Genomic DNA, 17,453 nt, shown 5'->3' on the forward strand with positions numbered 1-17,453 from the left:
TATTATTTTTCATGGATACTCTTTTTGCTATATTTTTTGACGATATTTTCTATCTCAATTAGTCTTTTGGTAAAAAGAGACATCTCTTTCATTTTTCCATTTTGATTGTTATCTAAAAAAGCGTTAAGCTCATTTGCAAGGTTATTAAGCTTTAAATTTAATGCAGCTTCTCTTATCTCATCTACGTATTTTTTGAGCATTATCTCGTCTTTTGCGATTATGGCTGATTGGATCTGGATAAGAATTTCTCTTGCGTTGTGCAAAAATATATTTAAATAGGATGCAAAATCTTTTTTATTTAAATTTAGTATTTTAAGCGATGTTTCAAACCAGGAATCATCGATAAGTGATTGTGTCTGTGTGTCAAAAAGATACCATGCGTTTAGTTTAAAAACAGGCAGTCTTAATGTAGGTTTTACTTTTACTGCTGCTATTAGATTTTGGTTGTTTATTATGTCTTGCTTCTCTAAAAGAACGATAAAAAATTTTTCACCATTTTTTAAAATAGCATTTTGCAGTCTCGCTTCTAGTAAGATCGCACCACCATCTTTTCTTTTTAAATTTACTCTAGCACTATTATCTTTCGTATTTTGTAAAAATTCTAAGAAGCTGTAGTTTGTACTTTCTTGGCTTGTTATGACTAGCTCGCTTATATCTTTGTATTGCAACAAAAAATCATCTAAACTATCAAAACCCAATAGCTCAAGTGAATCTTGCGTTATCGCAGATATTTTTAAATTTTCATCATATATTATCACTTCAAATTTCCTTCTTTGAGTACTGCAAGCTTTTCTGCTACGCTTTTATTTGTTATTTTTGCCACTTCGTCTAAATTTGCTTTGCTGATTTTATCAAAACTTCCGTAAAAGCTTATTAATTTCGCGATACTGCCCTCAGATACACCAGCTTGCTTTAGAATTGATCTTTGCATATCGTTTTTCTGCCTTGTTTTTCTGTGAAAACTGATGACAAATCTATGGCTCTCATCACGCATTTTTTGGAAAAACTGCAGCTTTTTATCGCTCGTGCTTAGGCTAAAACTGCCATTTTTTGTATAAATTTTATCCTTTGCCTCGCCCTTTGCACGGTGAGCTTTGGCATCTATTTTTTCTTTTGAGATAGCGATGATATCGACGTTTGCGCCACTGCTTGCTAAAATTTCACAGGCTAAATTTAAAAGCACCTCGCCGCCGTCAATGACCCAAAGATCAGGTGGGCTAAGCTTGTCAAACCTAAGCGCTCTAGCTGTTAGGCTCTCTTTCATCTGATCGTAGTCGTTTTTAGAGTTTAGATGCATGTGGCGGTAGTTTTGCTTCGCCCACTCGCCGTGTTCATAGCGCACCATCGCTCCGACACTTGCCTCGCCAAAAAGGTGTGAGTTGTCATATGCTTCGACCACATAAGGCGTGTGAGCTAGATTAAAGTACTCTTTTATCTCATTTAGTAGCTCATTATCGTGCATTTTTAGATATTTTTCGATGCTAACTTCGGCGTTTTTGGTGGCGATCTCACAAATTTTACGTTTGTCGCCTATTTTTGGGCAAGTGATGCTAAATTTACGCCCAAACCTCTCGTTTAAAATCTCCTCCACCAGCTTGCTATCTTCAAAGTCCTCGTGGACGTAAATTTTGGTCGTGATTATCGGCTGACCGGCTATGAAGCTTTTTAAAATAGCCTGTTTATAAGCCTCGTTTTTCTCGTCATTTTGGGCGTTTTTAGCCTGCGTGATATCGGTTTTTACGCCTGTTATCTTGCCACTTTGCACGCTAAATCTCACCGCACAGATCATATCGTGCACGCAAGCGACCGAGTATGCCTCAAAGTCCTCAAGCTTGGCAAGATCGACCTCGACCTTTGTTTGCATATTTTTAAGCGTTTGCATCTTATCTCTAGTGGCTGCTGCTTGCTCGTAGTCTTCGGCCTTGGCGTAGTTTAGCATGAGCTCTTCAAGGCGAGCGATGAGCAAATTTGGATTTTGTAAGGCCGCGATAGCTTCGTTTACGATCTTAGCGTAGTTTTCTTTTGAAATTTTGCCTTCACACGGGGCATAGCAGCGTTTTAGCTGATAAAAAAGGCAGGCTTTTTTGCCTTTGATGCAGGATTTTTTCTGAACGAGGTTGAAATTTAGATAAAGTGCCTCAAGTAGCTCGCCGGCTCCACTAAAATATGGCCCAAAATAGCGGATATTCGAGCCTTTTACCACCTTTCTAGTGATCTCAAATCTTGGAAAATCATCATTTAAATTTATAAAAATATAAGGGTAGGTCTTGTCGTCACGAAGCAAGATGTTGTATTTTGGCTTAAGCTGCTTGATGAAAGAATTTTCAAGTATTAGAGCGTCTGCTTCGCTTGGTGTGACGATGTATTCAAGATGCACCGCCTCGCTTATCATCTTTGAAATTCTAGGGCTTAGTTTTTCAGCCGGAGCTAGGCTTGGGGTAAATTTAAAGTAGCTTTTGACCCTATTTTTTAAAATTTTGGCCTTGCCAACGTATAAGAGTCTATTTTGCGCGTCAAAATACTGGTATACGCCAGGCTCGTTTGGAAGCGTTCTTATCTCGTCTATTAGCATCTTGCCTGCTTATTTTTCTTGAGCAAAATTTCTCTTAGCTCTTCAAATTTTTGGTGTATTTGCTCGTCTTTTGCTAAATTTTTAAACTCGCCTTTACTAGCTGGCGCATAAAAGATGGCACTTTGCTCTTTTTGATTAAAAAATTTTAAAAATTTACTCACGACAAATCTTATATTTTCTTCTTTTTTGTTCTTTGTATAGTTGATTTCGTTAATAGGTTTTGGAGTAAGAATGCTGTTAAAAACGCTATTTTTATTAAAATTGCAAAAGGTTTTTAATAACCTTTTTATATCATTTATACTACTATCACGCCTAAGCTCTAAAAGCCCAGTGGGATGAGTAAGAACAAAGGTCAAAACACCTTCTCTAACGTAGCAAAAAGCTATATAAAATCGTTTTGCTTTCCCCATAAGCTCTAAAAGCTGTTGGCACTCATTTGCCATGCTTAATTTTTCTTTATACAAAGGATTTTCGTGAATAGTATCTATCAAAAATTTAGCGTTTTTCATGGGCTTATCTTATCATCTTTTATTTTAATTTTTACTCTTTTTGCATTTAGCGGTTGTGGCTATAAAGATGATCCATTTTATGGAAATGCTCCCGTAAAAGAAAAGAAAACCGACAAGATAAACAAAATCTAGTAAAATTTTCGTATTTAAATAAAAATGTAATGTAAGCTTAATAATTTTAACTAACCTAATTTTTAGGCTCATTTAAGTAATATACCAAGATTTTTTATTCTACAAGGAGAGTATAATGAGGTTTTTTGGACTTCTAGGCTTGTTTTTCGCGATGGCTTTTGGTGCTGATGGAGAAACCGCAGCTATTGACTTAACTACTACATGGGCAGGAATTTTATCGCTTATAATTTTTGTTGTTGGATATTTTTTCATAGCAGCAGAAGAAAATTTCCATATCGACAAAGCAAAACCTGCTATTTTTATCGGTACGTTTATGTTCCTACTTATCGGTGTTTACATGCTTATAAATGGCATGGATGTGCATTCGCTTGAACATGAGGTAAATCACCTGATTTTAGAGATCGCTCAGATTGTATTTTTCTTGATGGTGGCGATGACTTTTATCGAAGCACTTATCGAAAGAGATGTATTTAATGCACTTAAATATAATCTCGTATCAAAAGGCTATACTTATAGAAAACTATTTTGGCTAACTGGTGTTTTGGCATTTTTCATAAGCCCAGTGGCTGATAACCTAACTACAGCACTTATCCTATCGACTGTGCTTTTAACGATAGATAGAAATAATACAAATTTCCTAGTGGCTGGCGCGATAAATATCGTCGTTGCAGCAAATGCCGGTGGAGCATGGAGTCCATTTGGCGATATCACTACGCTTATGGCTTGGGCTGCTGGAAAAGCGCCGTTTGTCGATTTTTTCGCACTTTTCCCAGCATCTATCGTAGGTTGGTTTGTAACAGCATTTTTACTTTCTCGCGTGGTGCCAAGTACTGCACCGCATTTTGACGTAGCAAACGAGCCAAAAGTGGTTATGAAAAAAGGTGGCAAAGCGGTTATCTTTATAGGCGCATTTACTATCTTTTGTGCTGTTATGATGCACCAGCTTTTTCACTTACCAGCGATGTGGGGAATGATGTTTGGCTTCTCACTACTTAGTCTTTATACTTACTATTTCAAAAAAGCTCACAAAAATGAAGAGCCAATGCATGTATTTCACTATATGTCAAAGATCGAAAACAACACACTTTTTTTCTTCTTTGGAATTTTAGCTGCAGTTGGCGCTCTTCATTTTGCTGGATTTTTAAATTACGCTGTATCACTTTATGATAAATTTGGCTCAACTGCTGTAAATATTGGCGTTGGCTTCCTTTCAGCGATCGTTGATAACGTTCCAGTTATGTCAGCTGTTTTAAAAGCAAATCCAGCAATGGGAGCTGATGCAGGCGAGGCAATGAGTCAGTGGCTATTAGTGACACTAACTGCTGGTATTGGTGGTTCGATGATCAGCTTTGGTTCAGCAGCTGGTGTTGGAGTAATGGGTAAATTAAAAGGAATTTATACCTTTGGTGCACATATGAAATACGCTTGGATGGTGGTTCTAGGATATATCGTATCGATCATTGTTTGGTATGTGCAGTTTGAAATTTTTCATATCTATTTTTAAAAGGTTATAAATGAACAATACGATTATAGTTTTGGATTTTGGTTCTCAATACACTCAGCTAATAGCTAGAAGGCTAAGAGAAGAGGGCGTCTACACTGAAATTTTGCCATTTAATGCAAAGCTTAGTGAGATAAAGGCAAAAGAGCCAAAAGGTATCATTTTAAGTGGCGGTCCAGCTAGTGTTTATGCTAAAGATGCTTATTTTTGCGATAACGGCGTCTTTGAGTTAAATATCCCTATACTTGGTGTTTGCTACGGCATGCAGCTACTTGCTCACACACATGGGGCTGAGGTTTTAGCGGCTGATCAAAAAGAGTATGGCAAGGCCGAGCTTAACGTTATTAAAGAGCATGAGCTATTTAAAGATACACCTTCAAAACAAATCGTATGGATGAGTCATAGCGACTACGTAAAGGACTTGCCAGAGGGCTTTGAAGTGATCGCTATTAGTGAAAATTCGCCTTATTGTGCTTTTGGCGATGATAAACGTAAATTTTATGCGATCCAGTTTCACGCAGAGGTACAACACAGCGAATATGGCACGCAAATTTTAAAGAATTTTGCTAAATATATTTGTGGTTGCGAGAGCACTTGGAATATGGGAAGCTTCGCTAAAAATAAGATAGAAGAGATAAGAAAAACAGTGGGCACTCACAAGGTGCTTTGTGCAGTTAGTGGCGGCGTGGATAGCTCTGTGACTGCGGCACTTTTAGCGGCTGCTGTGCCAGAAAATTTGATCCTTGTCTTTGTCGATAACGGACTTCTTAGAACGAATGAAAGAGAGCAAGTTGAAGCTACATTTAGAACAAAGCTTGGCGTTGAGCTAGTTAGCATAGACGCGAGTGAGACCTTCCTTGGGCGCTTGGCTGGTGTGGTAGACCCTGAGAAAAAACGCAAGATAATAGGTGAAACATTTATAGAAATTTTTGAGCAAGAGGCTAAGAAGCATGGCGATGTAAAATTTCTAGCTCAAGGCACTCTTTATACTGATATCATCGAAAGCTCAGTCGTTGGCTCAAGCAAGACGATAAAAAGCCACCACAACGTTGGAGGCTTGCCTGATTGGATGACTTTTGAGCTGATAGAACCGCTAAGAGAAATTTTTAAAGACGAGGTTAGAAAGCTAGGCCTTGAGCTTGGACTAAGCCGCGATCTAGTTTTTCGTCACCCATTCCCAGGACCGGGCCTTGCGATCCGCATAATGGGCGAAGTAAATAAACCAAGTCTAGAGCTACTTCGCAAAGCTGACGTGATCTTGCGCGATGAACTAAAGAGCACTGGCTGGTATAACAAAACTTGGCAGGCGTTCTGCGTGCTTTTAAATGTAAATTCTGTCGGAGTAATGGGTGATAATCGCACCTACGAAAATGCTGTTTGCGTGCGCGTGGTTGACGCGAGTGATGGCATGACTGCAAGTTTTTCAAGGCTTCCTTATGATCTACTTGAAAACGTAAGCCGCCGCATCATAAACGAGGTAAACGGCATAAACCGCGTAGTTTACGATATCTCAAGTAAGCCACCTTCAACTATTGAGTGGGAATAGAGTAAAAAATATTTTTGCTGTAAAATCGTTGAAGATACAATATTGCAACGGTTTACGGAAGCAAAAAGCTCTTTTGATACTAAAAATGAGAAAAAGTAGGCTTAAAAGAGAGTTTTAAATTTAGATAAATTGTTTAGAGAGCCTCCCATTATTTTGCTGGGAGGCTTTTGTGGAAAAAGCGGTTAATAAATTTGAATAGGTTATAGTAATAAAAATTATTTGTATCTGAGCCCACTTTAACATACTAATAATGCAGGATATTCATTTATACCTTACCTAAACAAAAATTTAAATGCTATTAATAAATGCTTAAATGGTGATACATTGTATGGGATTTGTTTTGGTTTGAATTTTTTGAAAGAAGCGTCAACATGAGACACAAAGATACAAGAATAGAATGTGAAGAGTTATGGGCAAAAAATAAATATTTTGTACTAAGCAAATCGCATAAAGCATATTTGGAGATAAGGGCGTATTTGAGGGAAAAAGAACTGGATGTTGTATGGCTAAATGAAAAAATACAGGAAACAAGAGATATGAAGGAGAGCAAAAAAGATTTTAGTAATGCCATTCTTCATATATGGGGATATTTTAAAAAAGACGCAAGTACGATTGAAAAACAGGTATTATTTGATATATTAAATGGATATATGGAAGTGGAAAATAGTCAGAAGGTTGTAATTGAATACATTAACACTTTACTAAAGAAATACCCTAATGAATATTTAGAAAAATCAACCTTGTTAACAGGAGAAAAATATGAGACTATGGCATGAAAAACTTATCCACTTATTGCCCAAAAGTCAGCTTCTTGGGCAACATAGGGAATGTTGTGCTCTGAGGGGCAATGGATGGAAAAAGAAACATAAAACTGTGGACTATGTGTTTTCATATTCTCCGTATCATCTTTTTATTTACCATGTATTGGTTATGGAGGAGATGGAAAAAAGAGGATATAAAGTTTCTGCGGAATGGAAAGATAAAAATTATAGAGGAAGCACAGCAGTAAAGTATGATAATCTTAAAGAGGAAATTATAGGCAGTCCAATTTACAAAGAGCACAATATTGAATATCTGGCTGATTGTATAGAAAATTTAAGAAATAAAGGCATACATTTAAAAGCATAGAAGTTGTGGAAGAGTAAATCGATACAAAAATAAAAGAAGTTGAAGATAAACTGGAAAAGGAAGGTGCATCAAAAAATATTATATGACCTTTCAGAATGGTTTGGAATACTAGAAAGCATAGAAGAGTATATTGTGATTCACAGGAAAAGCCTTTTCTCGCTTGTCTCATAAATGATGAGCCGGTTGGTTTTGTTGTATTAATACAACCGGCAAGGATTGCGCAGATATTTTTGTAATTGGCATAGAAAAGAAATTCCATTAAATGGGTGTTGGATCAGTACTTAACGAAGCTTACAAAACTATGGCAAGGAAGTCGGGTTACGCATATTAAAAACAGAAACTAAAAAGATACCGTTATAGAATAAAAGAAACAAATATGATATGGTAATTATTGAGTGGGAGTAGACACAAAAATCCCTTTATGAAATTTTCTGTAAATGGAACTTCTTTATACGCATTGGTTTTAATTAGGATATATTTTATCTTTTTATTAACATTGGTCAATGAAATTTAGTTCTTAACCTTTTATAATTTTGCAAAAAAGGATATAAAATGAGTCAAATTTATAGTCTCACCAAAGATACAAATATAGTTGAAAAAAGCGTCGTTAGTAAAAGGCTCTTTCAAAACAAAAATGCAAGCGTCGATATATACGCATTTGACGAAGGTGAGGAGCTAGACCACGAGATGCTTTTTATAGATAGCCTTGCCTGGGTGATAGACGGCGAAGCGCAGCTCGAGTATGGCAAAAAGCAGATGAAGCTTGGGTACGATGAAGCCTGCCTTATCGAGGCAAAAACCTGGCGAAAACTCAAATTTACAAAGAAAACAAAATATTTACTAATAGATTTTAAGGAGAATGTTATGATAGATCATTTACCTAAGGCAGCTATTTTTAGCTTAGTTGATGCAGTGGAATACGAAAAAGGCAAAATCGTGAGCAAAACGCTCGTAAAGAACGAAAACGGATCAATGTCATTACTTAGTTTTGACACAGACCAAGAGCTCTCAACTCACGCAGCTCCAGGCGATGCACTACTTATCGCACTTGATGGCGAGATGAAGCTAACTATTGGTGATGAACATTTTGATATCAAAAAAGGTGATACCATCGTGCTTCCGGGCAAAATACCACATGGATTAAAGATAAAAGATAAATTTAAAATGCTCTTAATCGTCACTAAAGACAAAATGTAATACTAAGCCCTATTTCTAGGGCTTATTCTTTATAATAACAATAGTAAATTTATACTTAATAAAGCAAAAAGTAAAGTCATAATATAATCTCTCCAAAAAAAGAAAAACTATGAAAAAAGAAAATTCCAAACTATTTTTATTGCTATTTTTAGGTGCTCTCTCTGCCTTTGGACCATTTGTTACAGATCTTTATTTGCCAGCACTTCCGGCTATTACCGAGTGGTTTAAAACAAGCGTCACAGCTACGCAATTAACGATCACGACATCAATGGCAGGCTTAGCCATAGGTCAGCTAATAGTTGGACCAATAAGTGATAAATTTGGACGAAAAACGCCACTTACCATTTCGCTCATCGTCTATACGATAAGCACTATTTTTATATTTTTTGCGCAAAATATCCAGTTTTTTATCTTTATGCGCATCATCCAAGGGCTAGCAAGTGCTGGCAGCTTAGTCATCTCAAGGGCTGTTGTGAGTGATCTTTATAAGGGCCATGAAATGACTAAATTTTTTAGTCTTATGATGGTTGTAAATGGTCTCGCTCCGATACTTTCACCAATAGGCGGCAGTTTGCTGCTTAAATTTACTGACTGGCGCGGCATCTTTATGGCGCTAACCATCATTGGCATTTTGCTTTTTATCGCAAATTTTTATTTCAAAGAGAGCTTAAGTCAGTCAAATCGCTTAAAAATGCCTTTGCTAGTGACTTATAGTGTTTTTGGCAAAATTTTAAGAAAGAAAAAATTTATGCTTTTCGTAAGCATTCAGACATTTGCGATGGGCGCGATGTTTGCCTATATAGCGTCATCTTCGTTTATTTTTCAAGAATTTTATTCTCTAAGTCCAGTAAGTTATAGCTTTTGTTTTGCTTCAAATGGTTTAGGGCTTGTTATAGGAGCAAGGCTTGCTAGTCTTTTAAATGAGAGAAAAGCGCTCAAAACTGGACTTTTTGGCACCTTGTTTGCTAGTGTTTTTATTGCTTTCATGCTTTGCTTTAAATTTGAAGTGATCGGCGTCATTATCGCATTTTTCTTATTACTTCTTTTTACAGGATTTGTCTTGCCAACTGCTTCATCGCTAGCTATGAACGAAGGCAGAGAATACGCAGGCTCAGCCTCAGCGATACTTGGATTTTGCCCATTTTTCTTAGGCGGCATCGTCTCTCCGCTAGTTGGGCTTGGTGATATATTTTATTCGACTTCTATTGTTATTTTAGCTTGCACATTACTTGCTTTGATATCTTTTTTAAGGTTAAAAAGAGTTGCGTAAAATTTATCTTATTTCAAATACAAAAACGACTGATGAGAGCGTTGTAAATTTAAGCGTTAGCAAGATCGAGTTTTTAAAATTTGAAATAAATTTAAGTGACTATGATGTGCTGGTAGCCACTTCTAAAAATGCTTTTAATGCATTAAAATTTAATGGCATTTCGCCTATAAATTTGCCAGTCTTTGCCATTGCAAATAGTTGTGCGTCGGCTGCAAGAGAGTTTGGATTTGGCGAAATTTATACCGGAAAGAATGCTCACGGAGATGACTTCGCAAGGGAAATTTTGCCACTTTTAAAAGGTAAAAAGGTTATTTATCTAAAAGGTAAAGATAGTGCTTCAAATTTCTTAGAAATTTTACAAGATGGCGGCGTAAATATAAAAGCGGTCATCGCCTATGAAAATGTCTTAAATCCTTGCAAAATGGAGCTAAAACCGCCAAAAAATAGTATCTTGATCTTCGCTTCTCCACTAAATGTCAAAAATTTTCTTAGTAATTTTGGCTGGGATGAGAGCTATCAAGTGATAAGCATTGGAAAGGTCACTGCAAAAGAGCTAAAATTTACCGAGTCAATAGTGAGCCAAAGTCAAGATATAAACGCCTGTATCGCACTTGCCAAAACATTACTTTAAGCAAAGAATTTATATAATTTTATTGCCTGAGTGAAGCGAGTCAGCATTTTACGGGGTCCAACACTTTTTTGTTAGCGAAAAGGTATGGGTGCCTTGTGATGTGGCTTCGTTTGAGTCTGAAAAGGCGAGAAGTTGCAACCGTTTGGTATCCATCTATTTGCAAGATTGGCTTTGTTTATGGGCCACTCTTCTATGCGACGCCCACTCGGGTTTTTTAAATTTACGGAGATGAAATGAATATTCTCATAATAGGAAGTGGCGGCCGCGAATACGCCATTGCTCTAAAACTAAAAAACGAAAAAAATATAAATTTATACTTTGCGCCAGGAAATGGTGCGACCTCACGCCTTGGTGAGAATTTAAATATAAAAGACTTTTATGAGCTTGCAAAATTTGCTAAACAAAATGATATTGCTCTAACTATCGTAGGCCCTGAAGCGCCGCTTAGTGAAGGCGTAGTGGATATCTTTAAAAAAGAGGGCTTGCTTATATTTGGACCAAGCAAAGCAGCTGCTAGACTTGAAGCTAGCAAGGCCTATATGAAGGACTTTTTAGCTAGAAATAACATAAAAACCGCAAGATATTTAAATACAGATGATAAAGAAAAGGCATTTAAATTTATTGATACCTTAAGCGCGCCGATGGTCGTAAAGGCCGATGGACTTTGCGCTGGCAAGGGCGTAATAATCGCAAATTCTAAAGAGGATGCCAAAGAGGCAGTTAGCGACATGCTAAGCGGAGCCAGCTTTGGTGATGCTGGTAAATTTGTTGTCGTTGAAGAGTTTTTAGACGGCTTTGAGCTGAGCTTTTTTGCCATTTGCGACGGTGAAAATTTCGTCAGTTTGCCAGTGGCTCAAGATCATAAACGTCTGCTTGATAATGACGAAGGTCCAAATACTGGCGGTATGGGCGCTTATGCTCCAAGTCCGCTTGCTTCAAAAGAGCTGATAAAAAGGGTTGAAGAAGAGGTTGTAAAGCCAACTTTAAAAGGGATGAAAAACGAGGGCAGTCCATTTTGTGGAGTGCTTTTTGTGGGACTGATGATTGTGAAAAATGAGCCTTATGTGCTTGAGTTTAACGTGAGATTTGGCGATCCTGAGTGCGAGGTCTTGATGCCATTAATTGACGGAAATCTAAGTGAAATTTTACTAAATGCTGCAAAGGGCGAGCTAAAGCCTATTAGCTTAAAAGATGAATTTGCAGTTGGCGTCGTAATGGCTAGTAAGGACTATCCGTATAAAAGCAGTCCAAAAGCTAAAATTTCAGTTTTAAATGATGTAAAAGATGCTCACATAGCTTATGCTGGTGTTAGTGAGCAAGATGGAGAAATTTATGCAGATGGTGGCAGAGTATTAGTCTGCGTGGCCACTGCCAAGAGCATAAAAGAGGCACGTGATAGAGCTTATGAGCTTTGCGAAAATGTAAAATTTGACGGAGCACATTATAGAAAAGATATTGCCTGGCAGGCATTAAAATGAGTATGCAGATAGTTGAAAAACTTGAAAAAGAAGAAATTTCGCTAGCGCCATTTTCAAAAAGAGTGCTAGCTTACTCAATTGATGAGTGTATTGTTTCTTTTTTGTTTTTGATCATTTACTGGGATGCCTTTTTGTCGGTTATGAGCTATGATGAAGCCAGAAATTTGACTTTAAATTTCTTTTGGCAAATAGTCGCATTAAAGATTATATATCATGTATTTTTTGTTTGGTATTATGGTGCGAGCCTTGGACAAATGCTAACAAAGACGATGTGCATTAATGTAGAAATTTTAGATAGACCAAATTTTATTTCAAGCCTAGTAAGGGCGATTTTTAGATTGGTTAGTGAAGCTTGCTTTTATCTTGGTTTTGCATGGGCATTTGCAAATCCAGCTAGGCAGACTTGGCAAGACAAAATAGCAAAAACAGTGGTGATAAATGCGTAAAATTTTATTTTTAGTTCCGGTTTGTATTTTAAATCTAAGTGCAGCTGTGCAAGATGTGCAGCTTTTGGCTGATGATGTAAAGCAAGATAAAGGCATCGTCACGGCCAATAAAAATGTTGTTGTATATTCACAAGATTACCTTGTGACAGCTGATTGTGCAGTTTATGATCAAAATAATTCGGTTATCGAGCTATTTGGCAACGTCAATATGATGAAGGGCAAGAGTGAAGTCTCTCGCTCAAACTATGCAAAGCTAAATTTAAAAAATAATGACACTGCTTTTGAATCGCTTTTTATGATGAATAAAGACATGGAAGTATGGATGAGAAGCGATGAGAGCAGCTCTGACAGTGAGTACTATAGAGTAAAAAAAGCGATGGTTTCAAGCTGTAATGTCCAAGATCCTGACTGGAGTATCACTTCAAGCTCAGCTATGCTAAATAAACAAAGCAAATTTTTGCACCTTTTTAACCCAGTCTTTCGTATAGCTAATGTGCCAGTTTTTTATTTGCCATATTTTGGTTTTTCAACAGATACCACAAGAAGGACAGGTCTTTTACCACCTGAGCTTGGATACGGAAAATCTGAAGGCTTTTATTACAAACAGCCGATTTATTTTGCACCTTATAATGAGTGGGACTTTGAGCTTGATCCGCAGATAAGAACAAACAGAGGTGCTGGAATTTATGGTGCGTTTAGATTTACTGAGTCACCTGATTCAAGGGGCGAAATCAGCTTTGGGTCATTTACTGATAAAAACAGCTACCAAGCTAAGCAAAAAGGAGAGACTTCAAATAAAGCTGAACTAAAAAATAAAACACATAAAGGCATTGGACTAAAATACGAAAGAGATAAGCTTATAAGATACCTTAGCGAAGCGGATTTGCAAGAGGGAATTTGGATAGATGCAACGAAGCTAAATGATATAGATTATTTAAATTTAAAGGGTAGGGATGATGATTATGATTCGCTTGTAACTTCTAAATTTAACTACTTTATCGCAAATGACGATCATTATTTTGGTGCTTATGCAAAATACTACATAGACACTGAAAAAATTGGCTCAAAAAATGAGAACAAAGATACGCTTCAAGAGTTCCCATCGCTTCAGTATCATAAATTTACAGATGATATTGCTTTGCCAAATATCTTATATTCACTCGATCTTCAGTCACATAGATATGATAGAAAAATAGGAGTTAGAGCGACTCAGTATGAATTTACGCTTCCAGCTTCAGTGCATGTGCCACTGCTTGATGATAGCTTAACGTTTTCATTTTACGAGTATCTATACGCTTCAAGAATAAATTACGAGAATAAGATAAATTCATTTGATGATAAAAGAGAAGATAAGCATACAAATTTTGTAAATAATTACCATAAATTTACTCTTCACACTGACCTTGCAAAAGCATATGAGAGCTTTTATCACACTTTAAATTTTGGAACTGAATACCTACTGCCAGGCTATAGAAAAGGAAATTTAGATGATGAGTTTATCTATGATAAAAATCTAAATGAGTATGAAAATTTCTTGACTCAAGAGCAGAGTAAGGAAGAAATTTCTGGTTATCTGACTCAGTATTTCTTTAACTCTAATGGTAGAAAGATTATAAAACATAGTATTTCTCAAGGATATTACACAAAAGAAGATGAATATTCGAATTTAAAAAATGCTATCTATCTATATCCATTTGAAAATTTAAGCCTTTATAATAAGCTTGAGTATTCACACAAGAGCAAAGAGCTTAAAAAGATACAAAGCGGACTTTCATACACAGATGATCTATTTTGGCTAAATATGCTTCATACCATGAAGAAAAATGATAGCAAAATAAAAAATAGTGCAACAAAAGATAGCTATTTTACAAGTGGTCTTGGAGTAAAATTACCTCATCAGTATAGTCTTATTGGTGGCTGGCAATATGATATCGAGCGAAGCTACACAAAAAGCTGGAGAGTTGGCGTGCTTCATCAAAGAAAATGCTGGAATTACGGGATAATTTATCAACAAGATGTTGAGCCAACAACAACAATAAACGGCTCAGCATCAACTAGAAAAAATGGTATTTATTTCACGATAAATTTCTATCCAATGGGCGGTTTGCACTATGACTTTTCGCAAAGTAGCACAAAATCGAGTGCCAACTAAATGATAACGGCTAAATTTAAGGATCAATTAGAAGCAGCTAGCAAGCTAATTGAAATTTTGCCAAAAAAAGAGCTCGTAGATAAAAAGACGATAGTTGTTTGTATGTCGCTTGAATCAGTTATACTCACAGATGCGGTTTGTAGAAGTTTAAATTTAAGCTACGAGATGCTCTTTAGCGAGCCAATACCTGCACCAAATAATAGCGAATGTGATGTTGCAATAGTTAGCGAGACAGAAGATATAGTATTAAATGATAAACTTATAAAAGCTTTTGGTATAAGCTATGACTACATTTACGGCGAAGCACATAGAAAATATGAAGAGAAAATTTTAAAAAACGTTTATAAATACCGAAAAGGAAATTTGATAGGAGAGCTAAAAGATAAAAATATTTTACTAATCGATGAGGGGTGCGAGACTGGTATGACGGCACTCATTTGCATAAAGACGTTGCTTGATGTGAAGGTAAAATCCATCTCATACGCAACGCCAGTGATTGCTACTGATGTCTTTACAAATTTAAATGATATGGTTGATGAAATTTACACGATAAACAAGATCGTTGATTTTATCGATGTGGATTCGTATTACGAGAAAAAGATCGAAGCTACGAGTGAGCGTATCATGTCAATATTAGAAGAGAGCCCTTATTATTTGCCGTTACAAAAACAACAAGGAGATAAAAATAATGCAATATAGTATAGAAGTCAATAATCAGGTTGAAATTTTTGACCTTAATAAAGTAGCAAAACAAGCTAGCGGAGCGGTACTTTTAAGGGTGAAAAATACCGTAGTTTTAGCAACTGTTGCAAGAGAGGACACACAAGTTGAGGAGGATTTTTTACCTCTAACGGTGCAGTACATCGAAAAAGCTTACGCCGCTGGTAAAATTCCAGGTGGTTACGTTAAGCGCGAGACAAAGCCAGGCGACTTTGAAACGCTAACAGCTCGCATCATCGATAGATCTCTTAGACCGCTCTTTCCAAAAGGTTACGCATATCCAACTCAAATAGTTGTAATGGTACTTTCAGCCGATCCTGAGGTTGATTTACAAGTTGTAAGTCTAAATGCAGCCTCAGTTGCACTATATCTTAGCGACATCCCTGTAAATCGCCCAGTTTGTGGTGTTAGAGTTGGTTATATAGATGAAAAATTTGTGATCAACCCAAGCAACTCTGAACTAAAACAGAGTGCGATCGATCTTTATGTAGCTGGAACAAAAGATGAGCTTTTGATGATCGAGATGAGAAGCTTGCCTCAGCAAACTACGCAGCTTATCCCAATGGTTGCGATTGAGCCAATGATAGATCCTAGCTTAAGTGATAGCATGGCTCAAAAACAGCTAATGAATGAATTTAGCGAAGATATGATGGTTGAAGCGATTGATTTTGCTGGTAAGGCGATACTAAGAGCTAGCAGCGCTTACGAAGAAGCTTTCAAAGAGCATAAAAAAGAGGACGCTGCGCTTGAGCTAAAACCTGAGATAGAAAATGAAAATATTGCTATTTATATCGATAAATTTTATAAAGCTGAAGTCAAAAATGCTATCAATCAAATGGCAAAAAGCGAGCGTGCAAGCGAACTTAGCAAGATCGCGAAACAAATTTCAAGCGACGAGGTAGCACAAAAAGAGGGCTGGGATGAGGCTGTCATCACAAATGTCCTTGGCAAATATAAAAAGAAAATCGTTAGAGAGCAGATCATAAACGAGGGTGTTAGAGCTGATGGGCGTGGTCTTGAAGAAGTTAGACCTATTAGTATTGAGACAAATGTGCTTCCAAATGCTCATGGCTCATGCCTCTTTACAAGAGGACAGACGCAAGCCCTAGTTGTCACTACTCTTGGCACTGACAGTGACGCTCAAATGTATGACATCCTCACTGAAAAAGTACCTTTTGTAGAGAAATTTATGTTTAACTACAACTTCCCAGGCTTTAGTGTAGGTGAGGCAAGCCCACTAAAAGCTCCTGGTAGACGTGAGCTTGGACATGGAAATTTAGCCAAACGTGCCCTTACACCAAGTATCGATCTAGCTTCACCATACACAATAAGAGTCGTTTCAGAAATTTTAGAGAGCAACGGCTCAAGCTCGATGGCTAGCGTTTGCGGTGGCTCGCTCGCACTTAGAGCAGCTGGCGTAAATACTTTAAAACTTGTCGCAGGTGTCGCTATGGGATTAATATTTGAAGGCGATAAACACGCAGTGCTAACAGATATCATGGGACTTGAAGATCATGACGGCGATATGGACTTTAAAGTAGCAGGTACAAGCGATGGTATCACAGCGCTTCAGATGGATATTAAACTTGGTGGCATTAGTTTAGAAGTGCTAAAAGAGGCACTTTATCAAGCAAAACGTGGTAGAGAGCATATCTTATCTTTGATGACAGAAGCAGATAAAAATATAGAAATAAATGAAGATGTGCTTCCAAAACTTGAATTATTTAGTGTCGATCCAAGCAAGATCGTAGACATCATCGGGCAAGCTGGCAAGACTATAAAAGAGATCATTGAGAAATTTGAAGTCTCAATCGATCTTGATAGAGAAAAAGGCGAGGTGAAAATCGCAGGTGGAGCAAAGAAAAATGTTGATGCCGCAAAAGACTACATCATCTCTATTACTTCAAAAGACAATGGACGTTCATTTGGCAAAAAGCCGTTTAAACACGACAAAGAGCGTTCAAAACCAAATTTTAATATCGGTGATGAGTTTTTGGGAACTGTAAAGAGTGTGGTTGATTTTGGTGTATTTATCGAGCTAAAAGATGGCATTGATGGCTTGCTTCATATCTCAAAGATAAAAACTCCATTAAATGTAGGTGATCAGGTCAAAGTATGTGTGAGCGAGCAAAAAGGAAATAAAATTTCGCTCTCTTTGGTTGAATAAATTT

Annotated in this window: 15 protein-coding genes; 12 read left to right on the forward strand and 3 right to left on the reverse strand. The window is 37.0% G+C overall.

The genetic code is table 11. The annotated features are described in order from the left end of the window. Window positions 1-2 precede the first annotated feature (2 nt). From F3H01_RS03525 to F3H01_RS03535, 3 genes are read right to left on the reverse strand one after another with little or no spacing between them, the layout of a single operon-like run. Complete coding sequence (locus F3H01_RS03525; RefSeq protein ID WP_087583991.1) at window positions 3-758, reverse strand: hypothetical protein; 756 nt, start codon at window positions 756-758, stop codon at window positions 3-5. Continuing rightward, window positions 755-2,572, reverse strand: coding sequence for an excinuclease ABC subunit UvrC (gene uvrC / locus F3H01_RS03530; RefSeq protein WP_149724861.1), 1,818 nt, complete (start codon window positions 2,570-2,572; stop codon window positions 755-757). Before uvrC ends, F3H01_RS03525 begins: the two co-directional genes overlap by 4 nt. After that, window positions 2,566-3,081, reverse strand: coding sequence for a hypothetical protein (locus tag F3H01_RS03535; protein WP_223155352.1), 516 nt, complete (start codon window positions 3,079-3,081; stop codon window positions 2,566-2,568). The genes uvrC and F3H01_RS03535 overlap by 7 nt, the downstream gene beginning before the upstream one ends. 247 nt (window positions 3,082-3,328) lie before the next feature. Between F3H01_RS03535 and nhaD the strand changes: the two genes are divergently transcribed. The 12 genes from nhaD to F3H01_RS03600 all read left to right on the forward strand — a co-directional run bounded on the left by nhaD (window position 3,329) and on the right by F3H01_RS03600 (window position 17,449). Further along, window positions 3,329-4,717 (forward strand): sodium:proton antiporter NhaD, encoded by a 1,389-nt coding sequence (nhaD, locus tag F3H01_RS03540; RefSeq protein WP_103649133.1) that lies wholly within the window; start codon window positions 3,329-3,331, stop codon window positions 4,715-4,717. 10 nt (window positions 4,718-4,727) lie between these two features. After that, on the forward strand, window positions 4,728-6,260 hold the full coding sequence (gene guaA / locus F3H01_RS03545; protein ID WP_149724862.1) for a glutamine-hydrolyzing GMP synthase: 1,533 nt from the start codon (window positions 4,728-4,730) through the stop codon (window positions 6,258-6,260). A 371-nt stretch (window positions 6,261-6,631) separates the two neighbouring features. After that, window positions 6,632-7,036: a YbgA family protein gene (locus F3H01_RS03550; protein ID WP_149724863.1), complete on the forward strand. Its 405-nt coding sequence runs from the start codon at window positions 6,632-6,634 to the stop codon at window positions 7,034-7,036. Beyond that, window positions 7,020-7,388: a TIGR02328 family protein gene (locus F3H01_RS03555; RefSeq protein WP_149724864.1), complete on the forward strand. Its 369-nt coding sequence runs from the start codon at window positions 7,020-7,022 to the stop codon at window positions 7,386-7,388. The genes F3H01_RS03550 and F3H01_RS03555 overlap by 17 nt, the downstream gene beginning before the upstream one ends. Before the next feature lie 552 nt (window positions 7,389-7,940). After that, a complete protein-coding gene (locus F3H01_RS03565) occupies window positions 7,941-8,585 on the forward strand; it encodes a cupin domain-containing protein (protein WP_087577591.1) in 645 nt (214 codons plus the stop codon). A gap of 109 nt (window positions 8,586-8,694) precedes the next feature. Continuing rightward, window positions 8,695-9,855 carry a multidrug effflux MFS transporter gene (locus tag F3H01_RS03570; RefSeq protein ID WP_149724865.1) on the forward strand — a complete coding sequence of 387 codons (1,161 nt, stop codon included), beginning with the start codon at window positions 8,695-8,697 and terminating at the stop codon, window positions 9,853-9,855. Continuing rightward, window positions 9,848-10,486 (forward strand): uroporphyrinogen-III synthase, encoded by a 639-nt coding sequence (locus tag F3H01_RS03575; protein WP_149724866.1) that lies wholly within the window; start codon window positions 9,848-9,850, stop codon window positions 10,484-10,486. Before F3H01_RS03570 ends, F3H01_RS03575 begins: the two co-directional genes overlap by 8 nt. 233 nt (window positions 10,487-10,719) lie before the next feature. Continuing rightward, on the forward strand, window positions 10,720-11,964 hold the full coding sequence (purD, locus tag F3H01_RS03580; RefSeq protein WP_149724867.1) for a phosphoribosylamine--glycine ligase: 1,245 nt from the start codon (window positions 10,720-10,722) through the stop codon (window positions 11,962-11,964). Beyond that, complete coding sequence (locus F3H01_RS03585) at window positions 11,961-12,410, forward strand: RDD family protein (RefSeq protein ID WP_149724868.1); 450 nt, start codon at window positions 11,961-11,963, stop codon at window positions 12,408-12,410. The genes purD and F3H01_RS03585 overlap by 4 nt, the downstream gene beginning before the upstream one ends. Then, complete coding sequence (locus tag F3H01_RS03590; RefSeq protein ID WP_149724869.1) at window positions 12,403-14,562, forward strand: LPS-assembly protein LptD; 2,160 nt, start codon at window positions 12,403-12,405, stop codon at window positions 14,560-14,562. The genes F3H01_RS03585 and F3H01_RS03590 overlap by 8 nt, the downstream gene beginning before the upstream one ends. After that, a complete protein-coding gene (locus F3H01_RS03595) occupies window positions 14,563-15,261 on the forward strand; it encodes a sodium:proton antiporter (RefSeq protein ID WP_103588369.1) in 699 nt (232 codons plus the stop codon). Beyond that, window positions 15,251-17,449, forward strand: a complete 2,199-nt coding sequence (locus F3H01_RS03600; RefSeq protein ID WP_149724870.1) for a polyribonucleotide nucleotidyltransferase — start codon at window positions 15,251-15,253, stop codon at window positions 17,447-17,449. Before F3H01_RS03595 ends, F3H01_RS03600 begins: the two co-directional genes overlap by 11 nt. Window positions 17,450-17,453: the final 4 nt, after the last annotated feature.

Origin of the sequence: Campylobacter concisus (assembly GCF_902460875.1) — a bacterium.
GTDB classification, from domain to species: Bacteria; Campylobacterota; Campylobacteria; order Campylobacterales; family Campylobacteraceae; genus Campylobacter_A; species Campylobacter_A concisus_AA.